The organism is Pectobacterium sp. CHL-2024, assembly GCF_044751765.1.
GTDB classification, from domain to species: Bacteria; Pseudomonadota; Gammaproteobacteria; order Enterobacterales; family Enterobacteriaceae; genus Pectobacterium; species Pectobacterium brasiliense.
The window spans coordinates 1-20762 of sequence record NZ_JBIXKO010000011.1; the positions used below are offsets into that span (position 1 = coordinate 1).

Sequence of the window (20762 nt, forward strand, 5' to 3'; positions counted from 1 at the left end):
CGTTTCATGGCAACGTCCCCCTTGATTAAGGATAGCGTTGCATCGACCCATTGAACTCACAGCTCAAATCAGCCTGTCGTATGTAGGTGTTTCAGGTTTTGCTGGAGATGATTAAGTGGATGCAGATTTTCACGCATAGTGAATTAAGCTTCAGCCTGTATCAGTTCCAATCAATTAGCACTGTTAAAAATTGATCTGTCAGTCAATAATCATCTGTTTCACAAACATAAAAATTATAGTAACACTGACAATATGATGTTGAGAATAAAACCTTGAACAAGCAGCAATAAACAACAGGTTATGACAACAACAAATTGTTTTTAATTGACATTTAATAGTTGAAGATTAAATAATGATGGTAAAAATGCTGGTAAAAAATAACAGTATTTAAACTAATCCACTAATAACAGGAGCTACAGATGAAGTTCGAGTCCAGTCAGAGGAGCCAAATTTAGAAAATCCCGCTTAAGGAAACTTAAGCGGGATTTTTGTTTTTATCATTTTATTCAATGCCTTCACGTGCAAAAGTATTTCCGATGCGCATTCTGTTTTCCTTCTGCATCGGGAGAATTTGGTGGTCAGATTGGGGGTCACGCTGGTTCGATGACGGAGTGACCCCCAAATGTCTCTTAATGACTCAAAAATCCGCAACGTGAAACCGTCCGCAAAACCCTTCAAAGTTTCCGATTCTCACGGCCTGTATCTTCACGTTAAACCTACTGGTTCGCGCCTCTGGTACTTCAGATACTATTTTTGTGGCAAAGAGATCCGCATAGCGTTGGGCGCTTAAGGAACGGAATTTCAGTTCCTTTTGATGCGAAAAATCGGGAGATGTTTCTCTTCCGCACGATAGACGAACTTGAACAGCCTCCCGTCACCCACGATTAAAGGCATGCCTGTTTAACAGCATAGAAAGAAACGTCAGAATCCGTCGATGAGGAAGTCTATTGCAGCCTTTAACTGAGAACGGTACTGCGAACATCACAAAACACCGCGCCCAGGGCTTGGACAGGGATACTGGCCAGCTCGTGGGTCATTACGGCGTATTCTTTGCCGCCTGTCAGCCTGACGACGGGGACAAAGCGATCCGGTCGGCGGCCTGCCGGATACTTTTCAATAGGGAGCAATGGGATCACTATCCGACGATTCAATTTCCCAATAATATCGCTCGTGACATCGAGCAACAGCGGATAAACGGCGCTTTTCCCAGTATTACCGTATACGGTAAATTGCGTAGTTAAAACGTCCTGTATTCATCACTGAAACAGCCATTTTCATCATGAAAACGATTTAATGCGTCGATAGCCTCCCTGTTTTCTTCCTGCCATTTTTTCGCTTCATGACGGCGAAGCTCCGCATCCAGTGCGGTTGACAGAGTAGCACTCAGGTTAATACCCGCTTCACGCGCTCTTATCAGTAAGGCACGCTCGTTCGCTTTCCCTACAGCATTCCGGCACGCAAGGACGCAGAATGCGTGCCATTTACCCTTGCTGGACGGGTTGTGTTGGGAAACGATTAACCGGAAGCTGATTCGGGAACGTAAGTCACACGGGAGAAAAAACTGACCCTGCATAATCGAGCGTAGCGCCCCTTAGGCCGCAGCGATGAAATGGGTTTGGGTTTAACGATATTAGTTCAAAGTTGAGCTGTCAGTATTCTGAGTTAGAAAACAATAAGATATGGCAGTCTGCTTTATGAAAAAGCGGGAACGCTAGAGATTAATAGACTAGGTCTCCAGCAGGATCGTGAACTCTGCTCAGTAAACAGGTAAGTTTTGCAGTCAGTGTAAAGTCTTGCCGTGTCTACATCTACGTAGCTGTTGTTCACATGTTAACGCAATAACGCAACAGTACCCGGAGGCCTAGCATTAGTCCGTCTTAAGAATTAACTGCCGACTTTGCGCATTTAGCTGCTAGCTAATGGTTTTATCGGTGAAAACCAATGAGCTAAATTTGGTCATGTTTTGATTTTAAACTTCGCAATACAGAAGTATTATTTTAGGATTAATCCACTTCCCCCTATTTTCCCTCGCCATTTTTTCGGCGTATGAGAAAAGTCATTCTTAAGGTTATTACCCATGGAGCTATGGATATTTATAGCGGCGATTTATGTAATTTATCTACTGTTTTTCAAAAAGAAAAAATATAAATCTGCAGATTCTTATCCTTCCAAAATCGTGAAAGCGCCACCTAAAGAATGGCTTGCTGACATCAAGAAAAAAGAGGCTGTTGTGAGAAACGATGACAGTGAAGATGATGATCTGGCAACTTTTACACTGGGCGGTCGTAATGTCGAATACAGAATAACAACGACTCAACGTCAGAATACCTCAAAAACTACTACTGGTACTTTGGCTCGATGGGTATTGCCGGGTGATGTGGCCACTGTGGGTGGTGTGGAGATTACCGGTGGTTACTTTTATTTCGGTCAGCGGATGAAGCCTGCTGGGCAGAGCTTAAGTGGCTATTATGATGATGGCACTGAGGCATCATTAATTGACGACACGCTCAATATTCGCCACAAACCTTATCTTTATGAAGATGGTTCATTGGGATACTGGCCCAGCTATTCCTCGCTTTCAGCTGATGCGCGCGGCGCGTATCTAAACTGGCTTGCCAGTGATAGGTCCGACGCGTCATGCCCTGTAGGTTACGTATTTATCTATCTGTATGGGCTGGAAAGAAAGGCACTTGTTGACTGCCGGGATGGTAATACACCTGACGCAGAGTTCCGTACTCTATTTAATGAAATCTGCCGGTTAAGATCGGTATTCATTGAGAACCGCTCTTTCCGGAATTACTCGTCCCAGTTACTGGAAGCAATGTCTATTCTGCGCCCAGATGTTGATCTGGTTGCCGATCTTGGCCGTGATTCGAGTTTCAGCAATGGTATGTTGTTTAAGCTAGCGCTGGCAAAGGCTGTGGATGCTGGAGTTCCTGTGTCAGCCGATCTGGCGCTGACGTGGGTAACAAATCACACGGAGTATGCGTTACGAACTCCCGCCCGCCGCTGTGCGAAAGAATTCGCTGCGCTTTTCAAACGGCGCTATACCCTCAAATACGGTGAAGGTATGGTTGTCAAACCGAATAAAACGCGACTGCGTCTGGATTACAACCCTGCAAGTCCCAGCTTGCGTGGCGTTCGCCTTCCTGTTCCAGACTTGCCTGACCCTAGTGCATTGAAGGGACCAGTCCAGAAGATCATGACGCTTGCAGAGATCTGTACAGATGAACTGGATGCTTACAGCCGCTATCTTGGCAGGAAAGGTACGTCAGAAAATGATACTGCGGCAATCATGTTGTTGCCTATGGAAATCATCAATGAAAGCGCAGGAAAAGTTTTAAATACATTCAAACGCTGGGCTGATGAAGTGATAGCGAGCCACAAGGGGCTAACCACCGTTGCTGACTTCTGGGCACATATGGGAGCCACTTGCCCGGCGAAAATCAATAAAAAAGAGGCCGACCTGATGCAGGCCTTTGCACTGAAAATGGGCTACTGCCTGGCACCTGATCCGCTTTACCACCATGTGAAAGCAGAAGCTGGCGGCTCACTGGTTTTATTTGCCGCTGGTGAGGGAGCGCGCTTACCACCATCTCCGGCATTTATCTCAGCGGTGATGGCGCTAAGGCTGGGGTCAATGGTGGCTTTAACCGACAATAGCCTTGATCAGGCCGAGCAGAAAGTGCTGGAAAATGCTATCGACCATAATTCTGGCTTTAGCGAAGATGAAAAACGCTCCTTACATGCGTATTTGACGTGGCAACTTCATACCCCGGCCAACATGGCAGGCATGAAAAATAGAATAGCGCTGTTGAGTGCGATGGAAAAATCAGCAGTAGGTAAGGTTATCGTGGGAGTAGCCTGCTCAGATGGCAGAATTGAGCCCGCCGAAATCAAACAGCTGGAAAAAATTTATTCAGGCCTAGGACTGGATCCTTCCACTATCTCCGGCAACATCCATCAGCATTCTACGGCAGAGGTTACCCCGCTGTCGTCTGCATCAGCGAGTCTTGGGGCCGCTGAGTTCACGCTGGACGCCAGCGTGCTGGCTCACCATGAGTCAGCCACAGACGATGTCCGTAAATTGCTTAGCGCAATTTTCACCGAGGACGAACCGGAATTGCGCGAGAGCACTCCCGCAGCCGGAGCGCATGATAGTGGCCTTGATAATGCACATAGCCAGCTTTACCACAGGCTTTTGGAAAAGGAACAGTGGCCCCGGAAAGAGGTGTCGGAACTGTGCGAGAATTTTAATTTGATGCTCAGCGGTGCACTTGAGGTTATTAATGACTGGTCCTATGCAGTGGTTGATGCACCAGTGCTGGATGATGACGATGATGATATCTGGGTAGACCTGGAAATTGCCAAAGAATTAGAGGGATAGTTAATGTCTGTGACACGCATAAGAGTTAAAGAGCGGGATGCTATTATCCAATCACTGAAGTCTGGTGTAACGCCAAGAATAGGCATTCAGCACATCCAGGTGGGCCGGATGAATGAGATAACGGCTCTCCATCAGGATATTGAGCGGATCGCGGACGGCGGCGCGAGCTTCAGACTTATCATCGGTGAATACGGCTCAGGCAAAACGTTCTTTCTGAGCGTTGTACGTTCTATTGCGCTGGAAAAAAAGCTGGTAACAGTCAGTGCCGACCTTTCCCCCGACAGGCGCATTCACTCATCGGGAGGTCAGGCGCGCAATCTCTACTCGGAGCTTATGAAGAACATGTCCACCCGCAACAAACCTGATGGTAATGCGTTACTCAGTGTTGTGGAGCGGTTCGTCACGGAGGCAAGGAAGGAGGCTGATGCGGATGGCACTACAGTCTCGTCGGTTATTCACCAACGCCTGGCTGCTCTGTCCGATATGGTGGGGGGATATGACTTTGCTAAAGTCATCGATGCATTCTGGCGCGGACATGAACAGGATAACGAGACGTTAAAATCCAATGCCATTCGCTGGCTGCGGGGCGAATACACCACAAAAACCGATGCCCGAAACGATCTCGACGTCCGGACTATTATCTCAGACGCCTCGTTTTACGATTCATTGAAGCTGGTAAGCCTGTTTGTTCGTCAGGCAGGCTATGCAGGGTTACTGGTCAGCCTCGACGAGATGGTAAACCTTTATAAGCTGAACAACACTCAAGCGAGGACTGCAAACTATGAACAGATCCTGCGGATCCTGAATGACTGTCTGCAGGGTTCTGCCGAGAATATTGGTTTTGTTCTTGGAGGCACGCCCGAGTTCCTGTTTGATCCGCGTAAAGGGCTCTACAGCTATGAGGCGTTGCAATCGCGTCTGGCGGAAAATCGGTTCGCTCAGAAAGCAGGAGTGATTGACTACTCGTCACCTACGCTACATCTTGCCAGCCTCACCCCAGAGGAATTGTATATTTTACTGAAAAATCTTCGCCATGTTTATGCAGGCGGAGAGCCAGAAAAGTATCTGGTATCAGATGATGCACTTACCGGTTTTCTGCACCACTGCAGTAAAAGCATCGGAGATGCTTACTTCCGTACCCCCCGAAACACCATCAAAGGTTTCCTGGATATGCTGGCCGTGCTGGAACAAAACAGTACGATAAGCTGGCAGACGCTAATCTCGGGTGTGGCGATTGAAGATGACAGGCCCAGCGACATGGATGAGACCATTGCGCAGGAAGAAGAGGATGATAACGGCCTGGCCAACTTCAAATTATGAGCAGCGCATACGATAGTCTCGATCCCCGCGTCCGTAAGTGGGTTTATAAGCAGGGCTGGTCTGCATTAAGGCCCCTGCAAGAGAGCGCTATCCCGGTAGTTTTAGCCCGTGACCAAGACGTGCTAATCAGTGCAGGTACGGCAGCGGGTAAAACAGAGGCTTTCTTTCTGCCTGCCTGTTCAGCGATTGCAGATATCACAGGTGGATTTGGTATTATCTATATCAGCCCGCTTAAGGCGCTGATTAACGACCAGTATCGACGTCTTGAGAGCCTTGGCGAAGCGCTGGATATGCCGGTGACACCATGGCACGGTGATGTACCGCAAAGCAAAAAGAAGAAAATACGGACTGACCCAGCGGGTATCCTTCTTATTACGCCAGAATCACTTGAGTCTTTACTTATAAATTCATCGGGTTGGATTAAACAGACTTTTTCGCCAGTAGCCTACATTGTTATTGATGAGTTTCATGCCTTTATTGGTACTGAGCGCGGCATGCAGTTGCTCTCCCTTCTCAACAGAATTGATCATGTACTGGGCCGTCATGCGAATCCGGTTCCCCGCGTTGCGTTGAGCGCTACATTAGGAGAACTGGATAAAGTGCCCGAACTGTTGCGTCCGGATCAGCGATTGCCCTGCGAAATTGTGACAGACAGCAATAGCACAGCCACACTGCAAGTGCAGGTTAAAGGCTATCTGATACCGGTGACCGAAAAAGGAGAAGAGCCACAAAGCTCAGCAGAAAAACACGTCTGCGCTGACATTTTCAGACTCTGCCGTGGAGACTCCCATTTAATTTTTGCAAACAGTCGAAAGCGCACTGAAAGCATTGCGGCGACGCTGAGCGACATGTGTGAGGAAAATGTTGTTCCTAATGAATTCTTTCCCCATCACGGCTCCCTGTCTAGGGAATTACGCGAGACGCTCGAAGCCCGCCTACAGCAGGGTAATTTGCCTACAACAGCAGTCTGTACCATGACGCTTGAGCTGGGTATTGATATCGGTAAGGTGCAGTCGGTTATACAGGTTACTCCTCCACATTCCGTCTCCAGCCTACGTCAGCGTATGGGCCGGTCAGGACGGCGAGATTCGCCATCGGTTCTGAGAATGCTGATCTCTGAGCAAGAACTTACCGCAACCAGCGACATGGTAGACCGCTTGCGGCTACAACTGGTTCAGTCGATGGCGATGATTAGATTGATGATCACTAAGCGATGGTTCGAACCGGCTGATGCCCGCCAGATGCATTACTCCACGTTGCTGCACCAAATCCTTGCGATCACAGCGCAATGGGGCGGGGTTCGAGCCGATCAACTTTGGTCACAACTGTGCCAGACAGGCCCCTTCCGGAACATCGACTTAACTGATTTCAAAACTCTGCTTCGGCATATGGGGGGATACGGTCTGCTGACACAACTTGCTAGCGGTGAAATGGTTATCGGGGCTGAGGGGGAGAAACTGACTAACCATTATACGTTTTACGCCGTGTTCAATACTCCAGAAGAGTTCCGCATTGTCGCAGGAAGCCGAACCCTTGGCACAGTACCAGTGGACTCTCCCCTTCTGCCTGACCAGCACATAATCTTCGGTGGACGCCGCTGGAAAGTGACAGAGATCGAGGTGGAAAAAAAAGTTATCTATGTCGAGGCGACCAAAGGCGGCCAGCCGCCACAGTTTAGTGGTGGGGGTATGTCTGTTCATGATGTTGTTCGCCAAGAGATGCTCGCCATATACAGGGAGAATGATTATCGCATCGCGATAGGAAGTAAGAGAGTCGATTATGCCGATGCCACCGCCAGAAGCCTCTTTGCAGAAGGATGTGACAGTTTTAAGCGTTTCAATCTGCAAAACTCCCATTTTATTTCTGACGGCCAGCGTAGTTACGTTCTCCCGTGGATGGGGGATAAAGTCGTTAATACAATAACGGCCTTACTCATGCGTAGCAGCTTTAAAGCCAGTTCATTTGCAGGTGTTATAGAAATAGATGACGCAAGTGTACCCACTGTCCAACACGCGCTAAAACAAATGCTATTTTCGGGCTTGCCTTCAGAATCAGAACTCGCTGCAGATGTTCCAGAAAAATATCTGGATAAATATGACGATTATCTGCCGGAGTCCCTGCTTGCGAAAGGATATGGAGCAAAAGCATATGACATAGAAGGTACGCAGATCTGGCTACAGAAAAATATTCTGTAGTCTCTTTTCGTAATAGGGTATAAAAATTCATTTACACCCTAAATTATTCGCTGGCTTATTTTTTATTTCCCTGTGGATTTACTAGGTTTTAACTCCGGAGTATTACCGGGAGTATCCTTATTATCACGCCGACGTTTATCAGGTTTTCCTGTCGATTTAGCAATTGGTTTAGGACCAGGTTTAAGAGCCATGATAGTTATCCTTTAACGGTTTAAGAGGGAAGCCCTCTACATCGATATATGGGATGTAATGAAAGTTTTCAATTTGAGGTTAACTGCTTTCAAACGACTAATTCTCAATTGTGTGAGCTATGTCCGCTTTGTCACAAGCCGGACAGACTCGAGGCCACATAACATCTGCGATGAACGAGAAACGGAAGTTCGCTTTCATGGTAACCTAATCCACATGCCAGAGAATCTCTAAAAGAGAATGGTGCGGATTTCAGGGATACCTACAATTTTACGGTACTGATGCAGTGAGTTCAGGGGCTGGCTAAAAAATTTATGGCAAACTTGTGAAGCAAGCATAGAGGCGTGACCTTACTTTTTGGTGGAACACTAAGTAGATCACAACCTTCTATGCCTGTCTTTATTTATGGTGAACCGTCAGCTATTAGGCCCTTTTGCTTTCATCATTGAAATACTATCCTTGTGTAGAATGCGCATCATGGAAAAAAGCAAACTAACTGAGTTATAAAAATCAACACATGAAATAAGTCATGAATATATTAAAAAACAATTCAATACCCACTAAAGTGCTCAATGATTTTCATTTAACTTTTTCTCTACAATATGAACAACGGTTAGATAGCTAACCAATGTTACAAGAAAGCAACCTATAAGTAGAGCTATCCCTATAAACCCTTCCGCGTCACGCTCTCCGAATAACTCAGCCGCTTTTATCCAAAACTCTCGCTCTCCCTTCGTTACAGGATCCGATGGTCTTGCTAACAAAAATGTTAGAATATAAATCACAGCACCAATGAGTAATTTAACTCCCGTTGGGACACGCTTCATGACCATTAAGGATCACCTCAATCGTTCCATATGACATCAGGCCATTAGCCAGTTTCGTTTTTCTGGTTGATACTAATGTTCGGCGGATTGCTAAAAAATCTGTTCTATGTTGTAGAGTTATACAGCCTAATGAGATGCCGAGTGGGCCCGGTGGATGCAGGCGGAAGTTCCCACGTTTTATACCATTAACCCATGTATAATCATCAATTACCCCGTCATCACGATAAAGAGCGAACCACTCATATTTGATTACTGGCGTTGAGGTGGGCCATGAATAAAAGTCATGAAGATCTGTTCGAACCATTCCTTTCCAACCACCTGTTGGTCTATCTACTATATGGTAAAGACCGTCAGGAATTGGGCCATTGTCTGGTATTCCAATACAACCGGCTTGGTTGCGGTATACACGATTGCCAGAATAAGCCAAAAAAGTACCAAGACCATACATTATCAAAGGAGAGAAATCAGCATTATTAACAATAAACTTCCCATGAATTGGCATGTATAAATTCCTTTTTATTAACTTCCTAATTCACCCCCAAATACTATATCCTGACGTACCTGCAACTTTATGCGACCAAGATATAGTATTGTATCTTAGCATAACATCTTCAAAAGGAATTAACTCTGTATTATTAATTGAGTGAGGATATGTCGATGAAACAGCAACAACTCTAGCACCAGTCAATTTCAACTCATAAAAATTTTCTAACTGCCCAGCCTGATTAGTTCGATAAAAATAGAATGTTGCTGTAAGCGACTCATTCGTCGAAACTGAAACACCAAGTAATGGAGATGATTTATCTATAGGTTTAGTTAATTGTACTGGGTGATGCGCTACATTGTCTTCTCGGGTTATAGTGTGATTTAGGCTTAATACCTGTATTTGGTCTTCATGCCCATGTTGGTATCTATTTCCGATCGAATCAAGTGTAGAACAACCAGATGAAATTAACCCTTGCTTTTCACCTTCCAACGTCAAATAAACAATATGTGACATAGTATCATCCTTGTTTTATTTAATTTAATATACAATATATTATTAACCCTATTTTAAGGAAAAAGCACACCCTTTAAATACCACCAACTCTAACAAATAAAGAATAAAACTGTCAATAATGCATTGTAGAACTCGCAACTACAGTGAATGTAATCACAACACGGGCAGCCCCCATATTGTCATGTTCCTTTGACAATAAGACCTCATTTTGATAACAAAATATTGAGTGCTTTTTATGGATGATTGAATACCGTATCAGGCTTCGAGACAGAGATAATGAATAAAATTTTTATTTAGGTCCATATATTGTTTCTTATTAAGTCATAAAGATGAAAAAACCTTATTCAACATATATTAGTCTTTATTGAATAAATCTAACGTTTAGGTGACTGACAGATCTGAACGCTACATTCGTTTCAACATCAGCTCACTATGGCAAATCAGAATCCCTTAATGTGCAAGGATATCATATCGCGCCACCAAAACATTTCTTTGATGAATATCCGCGGGAGATGTTCAGGGTAATGGAAACTCCCGTGATAATGCAGGACTCCCATACGCGTATTCAGATTAAGTAACCTTTGCCCCATTTATCATGCCCTTTCCCTCTTTCTCCCTCAGTGAACCGGAAGGCGAAGACCCAAACTCTGCGGATAAGGGTCAAAGTAATTTTGAGTTAGCAGATAGCGGTCGGGGTATTCGGCCAGATAGTGCTTCAGCAGCGTAAGTGGGGCGAGGATGGGCAACAGTCCATCGCGATAGTGCAGGATCACCTCGCGCAGTTCACCACGCTGGCGGAGGGTCAACTGATTACGGAAATAACCCTGAATATGCATTAGCACGTTGGTGTGATTTTTCCGCGAAGCGGGTTTCTTCAGGATTGTCATCAGTTTTTCGCGATAGGCCACAAAGAAATCATCCAGGTTTTCCCATTCATGCAGCGACGCGACAAACGGCCCGATCTCACGGTAGCCCGCCTGGTGGTGTGCCAGCAGTTGAAGTTTATAGCGGCTGTGGAAGTCCAGCAGCGCACGCCGCGTGAGGCCGTTGGCACGCAGAGTGTTCAGCTCATGTAGGGCGAAAACACGCTCGACAAAGTTCTCCCGCAGCACCGGATCGTGCAGGCGACCATCTTCTTCAACCGGTAACCACGGGTATTTCTCCAGTAATGAAGCGGTAAAAAGACCAACCCCCTCTTTACGCCCGCGATTGCCTTTTTCGTCATACAGCCGCACGCGCTCCATACCGCAACTCGGCGATTTGGCACAAACGATAAAGCCCGACAGTTGCCCCAAATGTGAGAGGTAAGTCTCGGCGAAGTCGGCCATTTTCTCCGTTACATCGTCGTGTGGGGCATGACTGAAGCGCATGCGAATGTCGCCTTCTGCCGTCTGTACCAGACGCAGAGCCGGACGGGGCACGGGCAGGCCGATGGACATCTCTGGGCAGACGGGTTTGAAGGTCACCCACTGCGCCAGCTCATCCATGACGAAGTTCATACGTTTATGCCCGCCGTCAAACCGTACGGCCGAGCCGGTTAAACATCCGCTGATCCCAATGACGGGTTGAATAGTCATGGCACTCCCCTCTTTACTGTGTATTTCGGGTGAAGAAAAGCGTGACCGTCCCGACGGTGATCCCGAATTTCTTCATCTCTGTTTTATTAAAAAGATGCGTGCCGTCCTGTAGGTACATCCAGTCATCAAAATGTAACAGCCAGGTACGGCCGTCAGCTTTAACGTTCATACTGTAACGCCAGTTAAAAGCATTGCCCGCAGCCTGACCTGTCGCGACACCTTCAATATCGCCCGCGGTGCCCTCGTAGCGATCGGTAGCGATGCGCCGGATATGCCACACGCGCTGCTGTTGCTCACCATCGTCATAGACGAAATGCTCGTTAAGCGTCAGCGTGTCGCCAATGACGTTACCGGTGATGTCGACGTGGAAGCGACGCAGTTGTTTACCGCTGCGATCCTGCACCATGCCCCACGCTTCGGTTTTCCCCTGAAAATACTGGAAGATATCTAGCGACGGCTGTTGTTGTCGGTAGTCAGTAACCTCTGTGCTGCAGCCTGTCAGCATTACCAGCATCAGGCACAGTGTCAGAATACGTTTCATTTTTTACCTCCGATCAACTGCTGACGCAGTTCGGGATATTGCGTGCGAGGATCGAGCCAGATGGCCAGAAAACATGTACTAAAGGTTGCAGGCTGGCTCGGACCGAGCGGGGCAAAACTTTTTTGTGACGCCGAGGCGCGGTACCAGAATTGCCCTTGCTTACCGTTAAACACAAAGGCCAGCTGCGCCCCCGGTGTGACGTCGGGCCAGAGGGAATGCAGCATACGCAGCCAGGATTCGCTCTGCGGTTCGCGTGCCAGAACGCCCTGCGCCTGCCACTGATCGCGAGTGGCCTCGACCAGCTCGTCGCGGTCGATATTGCGTTTGTAGGTAATAATTAACGCCTGATCCTGCTCCGGACCGTTATACCGGCCGTCCGGCGTGAGTAGTTGGGAGGTATAGACGGTGAACGGCCCCCAGGTTAGGGTTGCATCACCCACTTTGCGCCAGCTTAACCAGTCGGCAGAATGGGCGACGGGCGTGATGGCCGTCAGCCACAGCAACATCAATAACGCGGTTCTCATTGTCGCTTCCCCATCAACATGTGGAAAAACAGCATCAGAATCAGCCAGCCCGACGCCATCCAACTGGCGACGATAATGTCAGACTTCAGGAAGGTCATCGCACCCAGACGTTCACCGATGATGTACGCCACTGGCCCGCCAAAGGTCGCCATCAGCGTCAGTAGCCACACCGGCAGCGTGGTCGTGCGGGTCAGTTCAGTCCAGACGGTAGCGAACATCAACCACAGCGCCACCATCCATAGCGGCAGCAGTACGTCGCCGTCAAAGTCGATCAGCCCCGTCCATACCCAGAACGCATCAAGGCCGCTCCCCGCCGCGGCGAGCAGGAGGGCGTAAAGACGGTGTGCAGGCGATAGCATCAGGCAGGCCAGTATCGCGAGCGCAAGCCACAAAAACAGGCCTCGTTCACGAAACAACACCACCAGCGTCCAGTAGAGATCGAACGCGATTGCCATCAGAAAGACCTGCACATAGCGCTTCATACGCGCTCCGCAGTCAGTTGCACCGCACTGATAGTACGTGCATTAAATCCGGCTTCGCAGTAGCCAAAGTAGTAGAGCCACATACGACGAAACCGGTCATCAAAACCGAGCTTTTCAATATCCTGCCAGGCGTGTACAAACCGCTGCCGCCACTGTGCCAGCGTGCGAGCGTAGTCAGGCCCCATGTCGAACAGATTGCGGACGACAAAATCGGTGTGTCGCGTCATCAGCTCACTCATCACCGTAATGCTTGGCAAAAAACCGCCGGGGAAGATGTAGCGCTGAATAAAATCGACGCTTTTGCTGTAGTCGCGGTAGCGCTGATCCTGAATGGTGATGGCCTGAATCACCATTTTCCCTCCCGGGCGCAAACGTGCCTGACAGGTGCGGAAGAAGGCTGGCAGGTAGCGTTGCCCTACCGCTTCTATCATCTCGACCGACACCAGCTTATCGAACTCGCCGGTCAGATCGCGATAGTCACACAGCAGGACCTGCACTCGATCCTGCAACCCCGCGCGGGCAATCCGCGCTTTCGCCCAGTCGTACTGCTCCTGCGACAGCGTGGTAGTGGTGACGCGGCAGCCGTAATGACGAGCGGCGAACTCCGCCATCGCCCCCCAACCGGTGCCGATTTCCAGCAGGTGATCGCTGGCCGTCAGCGTCAGTTGTTCACACAGGCGGGTCATCTTTGCCCGCTGGGCCAGGGTAAGATCCTGCTCGTCGGCGGTGAACAGTGCACTGGAGTAGAGCATTTCCTCATCGAGAAAATGTGCGTAGAACTCATTGCCCAGGTCGTAATGGGCAGCGATGTTTTCCCGCGCCTGCTGCCGATGGTTGCGCCGCGTCCAGTGGCGAAGCCGCTCAACGGGCCTGCCCAGCAGACGAAAACCGCTTTCCATCTGCTCTAGCACCTTGCTGTTGAACGCAAGAATCTGCAACAGCGGGGTGAGCTGATTGGTCTCCCACTCGCCGTCTATCCAGGCTTCAGCAGCGCCGAGGCTACCGCCTGTCAGCAAACGCCAGTACACGCTTGGAGCAAGGATCTGCACGTCGGCGCGCAGTGTGGCGGCAGCATCGCCAAAATGGAAAGTCTGCGCCCCTTCACGTACCGTGATCGCGCCCTCGCGGATACCACTTAGCAAACGAAAGAGCAGCCAGCGCGCGATACGAGCGTTGCGCGGGATGTCGGGTTCAAGCGCAAAGACGGGATCGGTCATGAGCGTTCACTCCTGCTGACGGGATGGTTGTACAGCGGCACACGCTTAAGCCATAGCCGCAGCGCCTGCCAATAAATAGCGAACACCGTTTTCAGCGTCATCAACGGTATACGCAGCAGAAGTGACGTCAGGTTTGCGCGCGTCAGTGGTTCACGGCGCAGCACCAACGTGGCATCGAATACTTTAGATTCCTGATGATTTTCGATATGCATATGCAGCGTTTTACCGGGGCTGTTGAAACGCCAGTGATAAACCATGTCCATCGGGTTAAAGGGGGATACGTGGAACGCCTTTTCCAGCGGGCGGGCCTCCTGACCATCGACCGCATGACCATCGACCGCATAGTAATGGCGTTCGTTCCACGGGGTATTGCGCACCTCCGCCAGTATCCAGCGCAAGATGCCCATATGGTCATAGCAGTAGTAAAAATTGACCGGATTAAAGTGGAACCCGAAATAGCGCAACTGGGTCAGAAGCATAACCCGGCCATCAGGCCGCTCGCCGATCAGGCTTTCAAGCCGGTCAAGGACGTTCTCTTTGAGCGGCGTGCCGAGCGGATAGTCCGCATCGTGGAAAGCGGCAGCGGCAAATCGGTTACGGCGGATGCCTGCCGACGGCAGCACGTCGAGTTCATCCAGATCGAGCCAGGCCATAAACATACTGTAGCGAAAATGGTGCACTTTCGGCTGGAGCCGCCGATGGCGTAAAACTCCCTGATACAGGCAACTGTTCATTTCAGTTCCCCTCTCCTGCGGCGGCGATCCCCTTCACCACATCGAGTGCGCTACGTACGCCATCTTCATGAAAACCGTTGTACCAGTAAGCCCCGCAATACCAGCTCCGCTGACAGCCGTTAATCTCACCGCGCCGCGCCTGTGCGCGCCAGCTTTTGGGGTTAAACAGCGGGTGCTCATAGACAAAGCGCTTCCAGACATAGCGCTCGTCAATCGGTGTTTCCGGGTTCAGGGTAACGCAGAACAAGGGGCTACCCTCTGGCAACCCTTGTAAAATATTCATGTTATAGGTGACACAGGCACTATCCTGTTCATGTTCGCTCAGGCGATAGTTCCAGCTGGCCCAGGCGCGCTGGCGCACCGGCAGCCAGCGCGGGTCGCTGTGTAACACCACTTCGTTACGCTGCCAGCCGATATCCCCCAGCACCTCACGCTCGGCAGACGTCGGCTCGTCAAGTATCGCCAATGCCTGCGCGGAGTGACAGGCGAAAATCACCTGATCGAACGTATAGCTCGATCCCTCAAGCTGGATCTGAACGCCTCCGTCGTGGCGCATCACCTTCTGCACCGGCGCGTTAAGATGGAGGGTCAGGCGATCGCCCAACTGTGCCAGCATAGCGCGAATGTACTCCCGCGAACCGCCGGGCACCACGTACCACTGCGGACGATGAGCGATATCCAGCAGACCGTGGTGCTCAAAGAAACGCAAAAATAGCGGCAGCGGGAAGCGGCGCATCTCCTGAAGCGACGACGACCAGATAGCGGCTCCCATCGGCAAAATGTAATGACGGGCGAAAAAACCGCTGAAACGGTGCTGATCGAGGAAAGTCTGTAGCGTAGCGCTCTCATCCACCTCACCCGCCAACGCTTCTTTTGCCAATCGATTAAAACGTACGATCGATTTCAGCAGTCCCCAGAATGTCGGATTGACAAGATTACGACGTTGAGCAAACAGCGAAGCGACAGTATGGCCGTTATACTCCAGACCATTCTCTGGGTTATGCACGGAGAAGCTCATTTGCGTTTTTTGCCCACGGATGCCCAACTCGCTGAGCAGGCCCATAAAACGTGGATAGGTGCGGTCGTTATAGACGATAAACCCGGTATCGATGGCATACGTCCCCTGCGGAGTAGTGACATCAACCGTAGCGGTATGCCCACCTAATGTGGGTTCGGCCTCGAAAAGCGTAACCTGATGGTGTCCGGCCAGTCGCCAGGCACAAGTCAACCCGGCGATACCGCTGCCGATAATAGCAATGTTCATGAACGCACCATCCTGCGCAGCAACGCGCGCTGAAGAAAATTCGGCAGCCCTGCCAGCAGGCGCAAAATCAGGCTGAAGCCTGTCGGGAACGTGATGTGATCTTTCCCTTTAGCCAGACCACGACGGATAGCCTCCACGGCGCTGTCCACGCTCACCTGACCGGGCATGGCAAAATCATTTTTGCGGGTCAGTGGCGTGTCAACAAAGCCCGGCGAGACGACCGTGACGGCAATCCCTTTTGGCTCCCAATCCAGACGTAGGCTATTGGCAAACCAGGTCAGCGCCGCTTTCGATGCACCATAAGCCTCTGCCCGTGGGAAGTGCAGCCAGTGCGCCATGGAGCTGACCAGCACCACGCGGTTTCCCGAAACCAACTGCCCCTGTAGCGCGGCCAGACAGTTTACCGGCCCCAGAACATTGGTGGTCATCACCCGTTCCACCAGCGCGGCATCCACAACGCCATGATCCAGATATTCACAGGTTCCCGCACAGAGAATGACCAAATCGGCAGCGCAGTTGGACAGCGCCTGACGGCAGGCCTCAGGATCGGTCATATCGAACGACCTAACCGTGATGTTTGGGCTGTATTGTTGTAACGCCTCCAGCCTGTCTGGATCTCGCCCGCAAGCGATGATGCGGTAACCGTCATCGGCCCAGGATTTTGTGAGCCCCTCGCCTATGCCAGAGCTTGCACCCGTGATGAGGACCGTTTTCATGAACGCACCCTCCTTTTCACACCGCGCACCGCCCAGCCCAGTAACGGCAGGTGTTCGTAGATCATCTCTCCGGCGTCGTAATAATCGCGCTGACGAATAATCAGATCGTCCTGAATATCCACGATTGAGCATCCCTGAAGGGTAAGCGCCTCTCCCCCGGCAACTCGCGGGTGGGCCCAGTGCATGGTCCAGGTTACGGCAAAACGATGGCCGCTACTGAGGGAAGGGTCAATGGAAAAGCGGCACTGCTCAACGTTAGCCAGCAGATGGGTGAAATAACGCTGGATCGCAACCAGCCCCTCATGTTCACCAAACGGGTCGATAAGCGAAGCATCCGGATGATAAATCTCGGCCAGCGCCGATGGCTGCTGGGTATCCAGCTCGGCGTAGTAATCCACAAATCGGTTGATGACGGATGACAATGTGTTCATGAGTCTCACCTGGGCTTGGAATAACGTGGCGTAATCGCATAATTAAAATCTACACAATTATTTTTATTTGTCCAAGTTTTACCAGTGTTATTTTTTATTTCACAATAATTTCAATAGATTATTTATATCTATTTTACAGGTGAAATTTTCTCTTATTAGAAGGCGTTACCCGTCCGCCACCTTTACAGGTGGCAGCGAAGTGAAGGATTGGGAGATGAAAAAGCGGAATTACAGAGGAATGACGTCTAAGGAAGCGACGTGCTGTTGCCAAAGGTCAATCTGTTTTTTGCGAGCCGCGGTGAGTTTACCGGTGGTGACCAGCAGCCATTTTCGCTCCGGGAAAATCTCCGGCGCCAGAGTGGCTGGCGGTACGGGAAGGACGTCAATGCGAAGCCCCTGACCGGTGCGCATAAGCGCTTCGAGCCAAATTTCGCACGGATCGCTCAGATGCCAGCCGGTAATCAGATAGTTATCACCTGGCGCTCTTTTATCCCCTTCAAGGCAAAACGACGTGTAGGAGATGATGATGCCATCGAGGATTTCGCGCAGGGTCATCATCGCCGGAATATTGGCCGAGACTTTGCTGCGCAGCGGGCGCAATACTTCACGGACCAGTTCCGTACGTGGATACTCGCGGCCCGCGTCGTAAATCAACTGGCGCAAGGATTCGATTTTTCCCTCTTTCAACCGCTGCAACATGCTTTCCTGCAGGGCAAGCCAATTATTTGTTCGACGCGTGCCTGGGCGAGCCAGCAGCGGTTTCACCTGGCTGACCGGGACCCCTTTTTTCACCCAGTCGAGAATTTTTAGCGCCTGCTGGACATCGTCATCGCTGTACAACCGGTGGCCACCGTCTGTGCGCATCGGTTTGAGCAGGCCGTAACGACGCTGCCAGGCGCGGAGCGTCGTCGCATTTATCCCACAAAGCCGGGAAAATTCACCGATGGAGTAAGACATGTACTCAGCCTGATAGTAAACAATGCTCTCAATATACTACGAATAGCGTCAGGTTGAATGACGTCGTTGTCTTACAAACACGCCGACAGTTCACGTCACGGCGTTAACCCGGCCCTTCGCTCCCTGCCGCCAGCAGCGGGAGCAGCACATCGCTAATAGGCGTAGGAATACCCCGTGCACGACCATAACGCTGTACCACACCGTTGCGGATATCCCATTCCAGCGGGCGGTTCGCCTGCCGGTCTGCAAGGATTGACGTGCCTAAATCCGCAGGCGCACGCTGAAAATTATCCACGATTTCCTGCGCAACCCCATCGTCCAGCACAGCCCCCTCGGCACGCGCAACAGCAAGACACTCGCGCAAATAGGCCAGAGCCAGTTCCGTTACATCCCCGCGTGAGAACATACCGGCACGGCGATTAGCAAGCACCATCAGGCCTGCGACCGCATTTTGCAGCAGCTTGCGCCATGCGACAGATAAAAAATCCGCAGACAGCTCAACCGTGCAGCGTGTACCACTGAGCGCCTCAGCGACGCATTTTGCTTGCGGCACATCCGGCAACGTCAGGCGCGGTTTGGCACGCAGCCAGACTGAAGCATCCGGCTCGCGCTGAGCCGGAAACCAGACCACTGAAGGCAACACCGTTGCACCGTTGACATAGGGTTCCAACTGAGTTTTCTGCTCGACACCGTTTTGCAGAGCGCAGACCACCGTATTTTCATCGCATAACGCATTCAGCCACTCGGCGCTGTCGACGTTTTGGGTGGTTTTCACCGCGACAAACACCAGATCGAATGGATGGCTGATAGCCACCGGATTGCTCAATACTGGGCCTGGCACCACAATTTCACCATCATCGTGACGCAGAACTAATTGCGGATGCGCAGTGCGTCCGCAAAGGACTGGCGTACGGTTAACGTCATGCAGCACAGCGGCAATGGTAGTACCAATTGCCCCCGGCCCAAGAAGAGCCATCGTGGGATGATCTGACATCTTGTGTCCTCCTGATTTGATTAACCCATCATCAGTGTGCCGACGGCAATCACCGGGCACACCCGCATTTTCTCCGCGTTATCGATCCCGGTAAATAGCATCATTCACTTTTAGAGATCTTCCAACATCCTGACCACATACCTCTGAGGAGATCGCTATGCGGAAAACACAATTCACTCAGCACCCGCTCATCAGCGGTGAAGATCCTGTTGCGAACCGCGTTATTAAACCCTAACGTGAGCATTATTCTTCACCCGCTGGATATTCATTGCTTTGATTGACGAGGGAAAATGGAACGTTTGTTTGTCTACGGGACGCTGCGCCCAGGCCACGAAAATGCCTATATTCTGGAAAACATCGGTGGAGACTGGCTGCCGGGTGATGTGGCTGGCACATTGTATGAGAGTGGCTGGGGCGCTGCTGAGGGATTCCCAGGGCTCGTATTGGACGATCACGGGCCGCGCGTCAGCGGTTATCTATTTTTATCTGATAATCTCGAGGCGCACTGGCCAATGCTGGATGAATTTGAAGAGGGCTATGATCGCGTTGAGGTTGTGGTTATTACAGCGGAAAACCAACAGGTTACGGCATGGGTTTATCAGTTACAGCCACAGACAAGCCAGTAGCGTTATAAATCAAATACGCCCATCGCCCTGCCCCAGCCAAATTGAAAAATCCCGCTTACGGTTACCTAAGCGGGACGCGAACATCACAACCTCAATGTTGCTTGTTTCCAAACGCCCTTAACAAGCGTCATTCATTGCCCCATTGATTCAGGAACGTCGCGATCTCATCAATACGAAACGCGTCGATACCGGCTTCACTGGCCATCTCTTTCTGCGCTTCTTCACTGATCTCTTCGTTATTCATTAAGCGAGTGATCAGCAGTTGGAAATAGTGCGCCAGAGCGTCACGTTCTGACTCGCTCACCGGTTTTTCAGATTCCGTCGCATACTCATCCGTGATGTCATAAAATTTAAGCGGTATTTCATTGTTCATCAGTCGTCCCCAAGGGTTAAGGTCTATGCCGTTGATGCCTGCATCATCTGGCCTGAATAATACCATTCTTATGTCGTTTTTCTGTCATCCGTGTGGGGCAAGGAGCTAAACGAGGACCGTTTAGCCTCTTAAGAGCAAAAGACAGGGTGAGCTTTTCGTTTTAGCTTTACTATTAGGTCATGCAATCAACCACCATTAACCTATTGAGTTATAAACTTAAACACACCTTTACAGAGACTACCGCAACAGCGCCGATTCGCACCGTACACCAGGTCATGAAGATGGCTCATGTCTATTGAAATTAAATCACTTTTACTCACTCGATGAGTCTGGCATAAATTGTGCACTACTATAGACAATATGAAACCTGCAAAATTATAAGACCTGAAAACCTTGGAAAAACAAGCA

At 50.1% G+C, this 20762-nt stretch carries 21 protein-coding genes and 3 pseudogenes; 6 read left to right on the forward strand and 18 right to left on the reverse strand.

The window, feature by feature from the left end; all coding sequences use genetic code 11:
* Nucleotides 1–622 precede the first annotated feature (622 nt).
* Both ACIPUG_RS15565 and ACIPUG_RS15570 read left to right on the forward strand, forming a co-directional pair.
* Nucleotides 623–787: pseudogene (locus ACIPUG_RS15565) on the forward strand (Arm DNA-binding domain-containing protein); the annotation flags it as partial.
* Nucleotides 787–888 (forward strand): annotated as a pseudogene (locus tag ACIPUG_RS15570) (mobilization protein mobC); the annotation flags it as partial. The pseudogenes ACIPUG_RS15565 and ACIPUG_RS15570, both read left to right, overlap by 1 nt.
* Before the next feature lie 33 nt (nt 889–921).
* Here ACIPUG_RS15570 and ACIPUG_RS15575 read toward each other — a convergent pair.
* Nucleotides 922–1253, reverse strand: a pseudogene (locus ACIPUG_RS15575) (CcdB family protein).
* The gene (locus ACIPUG_RS15580; RefSeq protein ID WP_320695790.1) at nt 1238–1417 is read right to left on the reverse strand and encodes a type II toxin-antitoxin system CcdA family antitoxin; all 180 of its coding nucleotides are present in this window, start codon (nt 1415–1417) and stop codon (nt 1238–1240) included. The pseudogene ACIPUG_RS15575 and the gene ACIPUG_RS15580 overlap by 16 nt, the downstream one beginning before the upstream one ends.
* Before the next feature lie 660 nt (nt 1418–2077).
* On the opposite strand from ACIPUG_RS15580, the gene ACIPUG_RS15585 reads away from it, so the two are divergent.
* From ACIPUG_RS15585 to ACIPUG_RS15595, 3 genes are read left to right on the forward strand one after another with little or no spacing between them, the layout of a single operon-like run.
* Nucleotides 2078–4387, forward strand: a complete 2310-nt coding sequence (locus ACIPUG_RS15585; protein ID WP_400339136.1) for a TerB N-terminal domain-containing protein — start codon at nt 2078–2080, stop codon at nt 4385–4387.
* Between the two features lie 3 nt (nt 4388–4390).
* Nucleotides 4391–5707 carry an ATP-binding protein gene (locus tag ACIPUG_RS15590; RefSeq protein WP_039508987.1) on the forward strand — a complete coding sequence of 439 codons (1317 nt, stop codon included), beginning with the start codon at nt 4391–4393 and terminating at the stop codon, nt 5705–5707.
* Nucleotides 5704–7902 (forward strand): DEAD/DEAH box helicase, encoded by a 2199-nt coding sequence (locus ACIPUG_RS15595; protein ID WP_400339139.1) that lies wholly within the window; start codon nt 5704–5706, stop codon nt 7900–7902. The genes ACIPUG_RS15590 and ACIPUG_RS15595 overlap by 4 nt, the downstream gene beginning before the upstream one ends.
* A 62-nt stretch (nt 7903–7964) precedes the next feature.
* On the opposite strand, the gene ACIPUG_RS15600 is transcribed toward ACIPUG_RS15595, so the two are convergent.
* The 15 genes from ACIPUG_RS15600 to ACIPUG_RS15670 all read right to left on the reverse strand — a co-directional run bounded on the left by ACIPUG_RS15600 (nt 7965) and on the right by ACIPUG_RS15670 (nt 19355).
* Nucleotides 7965–8093: a hypothetical protein gene (locus ACIPUG_RS15600; protein ID WP_009113454.1), complete on the reverse strand. Its 129-nt coding sequence runs from the start codon at nt 8091–8093 to the stop codon at nt 7965–7967.
* A 567-nt stretch (nt 8094–8660) separates the two neighbouring features.
* Nucleotides 8661–8924 (reverse strand): hypothetical protein, encoded by a 264-nt coding sequence (locus tag ACIPUG_RS15605; RefSeq protein ID WP_141210026.1) that lies wholly within the window; start codon nt 8922–8924, stop codon nt 8661–8663.
* Nucleotides 8893–9420, reverse strand: coding sequence for a DUF2778 domain-containing protein (locus ACIPUG_RS15610; protein ID WP_072013536.1), 528 nt, complete (start codon nt 9418–9420; stop codon nt 8893–8895). Before ACIPUG_RS15610 ends, ACIPUG_RS15605 begins: the two co-directional genes overlap by 32 nt.
* 30 nt (nt 9421–9450) lie before the next feature.
* Nucleotides 9451–9918, reverse strand: a complete 468-nt coding sequence (locus ACIPUG_RS15615; RefSeq protein WP_072010364.1) for an Hcp family type VI secretion system effector — start codon at nt 9916–9918, stop codon at nt 9451–9453.
* A 617-nt stretch (nt 9919–10535) separates the two neighbouring features.
* Nucleotides 10536–11495, reverse strand: coding sequence for a YbgA family protein (locus ACIPUG_RS15620; protein ID WP_400339142.1), 960 nt, complete (start codon nt 11493–11495; stop codon nt 10536–10538).
* A 13-nt stretch (nt 11496–11508) separates the two neighbouring features.
* Complete coding sequence (locus ACIPUG_RS15625; protein ID WP_400339144.1) at nt 11509–12036, reverse strand: DUF3833 domain-containing protein; 528 nt, start codon at nt 12034–12036, stop codon at nt 11509–11511.
* Nucleotides 12033–12560 carry a hypothetical protein gene (locus tag ACIPUG_RS15630; protein ID WP_180774758.1) on the reverse strand — a complete coding sequence of 176 codons (528 nt, stop codon included), beginning with the start codon at nt 12558–12560 and terminating at the stop codon, nt 12033–12035. The genes ACIPUG_RS15625 and ACIPUG_RS15630 overlap by 4 nt, the downstream gene beginning before the upstream one ends.
* Nucleotides 12557–13042 carry a DUF2878 domain-containing protein gene (locus ACIPUG_RS15635; RefSeq protein WP_400339147.1) on the reverse strand — a complete coding sequence of 162 codons (486 nt, stop codon included), beginning with the start codon at nt 13040–13042 and terminating at the stop codon, nt 12557–12559. Before ACIPUG_RS15635 ends, ACIPUG_RS15630 begins: the two co-directional genes overlap by 4 nt.
* Nucleotides 13039–14259: a class I SAM-dependent methyltransferase gene (locus ACIPUG_RS15640; RefSeq protein ID WP_400339150.1), complete on the reverse strand. Its 1221-nt coding sequence runs from the start codon at nt 14257–14259 to the stop codon at nt 13039–13041. The genes ACIPUG_RS15635 and ACIPUG_RS15640 overlap by 4 nt, the downstream gene beginning before the upstream one ends.
* Nucleotides 14256–14993 (reverse strand): DUF1365 domain-containing protein, encoded by a 738-nt coding sequence (locus tag ACIPUG_RS15645; protein WP_205560627.1) that lies wholly within the window; start codon nt 14991–14993, stop codon nt 14256–14258. Before ACIPUG_RS15645 ends, ACIPUG_RS15640 begins: the two co-directional genes overlap by 4 nt.
* 1 nt (nt 14994) lies before the next feature.
* A complete protein-coding gene (locus tag ACIPUG_RS15650; protein WP_400339153.1) occupies nt 14995–16257 on the reverse strand; it encodes an NAD(P)/FAD-dependent oxidoreductase in 1263 nt (420 codons plus the stop codon).
* Nucleotides 16254–16973: an SDR family NAD(P)-dependent oxidoreductase gene (locus ACIPUG_RS15655; protein WP_400339155.1), complete on the reverse strand. Its 720-nt coding sequence runs from the start codon at nt 16971–16973 to the stop codon at nt 16254–16256. Before ACIPUG_RS15655 ends, ACIPUG_RS15650 begins: the two co-directional genes overlap by 4 nt.
* Nucleotides 16970–17404: a nuclear transport factor 2 family protein gene (locus ACIPUG_RS15660; RefSeq protein WP_104209643.1), complete on the reverse strand. Its 435-nt coding sequence runs from the start codon at nt 17402–17404 to the stop codon at nt 16970–16972. Before ACIPUG_RS15660 ends, ACIPUG_RS15655 begins: the two co-directional genes overlap by 4 nt.
* Before the next feature lie 228 nt (nt 17405–17632).
* Nucleotides 17633–18361 (reverse strand): MerR family transcriptional regulator, encoded by a 729-nt coding sequence (locus ACIPUG_RS15665; protein ID WP_014914870.1) that lies wholly within the window; start codon nt 18359–18361, stop codon nt 17633–17635.
* Between the two features lie 103 nt (nt 18362–18464).
* Entirely contained in the window at nt 18465–19355 is an 891-nt protein-coding gene (locus ACIPUG_RS15670; RefSeq protein ID WP_400339158.1) for an oxidoreductase, read from the reverse strand.
* 290 nt (nt 19356–19645) lie between these two features.
* Here ACIPUG_RS15670 and ACIPUG_RS15675 point away from each other — a divergent pair, with 290 nt between their 5' ends.
* On the forward strand, nt 19646–19981 hold the full coding sequence (locus tag ACIPUG_RS15675) for a gamma-glutamylcyclotransferase (RefSeq protein ID WP_400339161.1): 336 nt from the start codon (nt 19646–19648) through the stop codon (nt 19979–19981).
* Nucleotides 19982–20108: 127 nt separating this feature from the next.
* Here ACIPUG_RS15675 and ACIPUG_RS15680 read toward each other — a convergent pair whose 3' ends face one another.
* Complete coding sequence (locus tag ACIPUG_RS15680; protein WP_010284447.1) at nt 20109–20354, reverse strand: YmjA family protein; 246 nt, start codon at nt 20352–20354, stop codon at nt 20109–20111.
* Nucleotides 20355–20762: the final 408 nt, after the last annotated feature.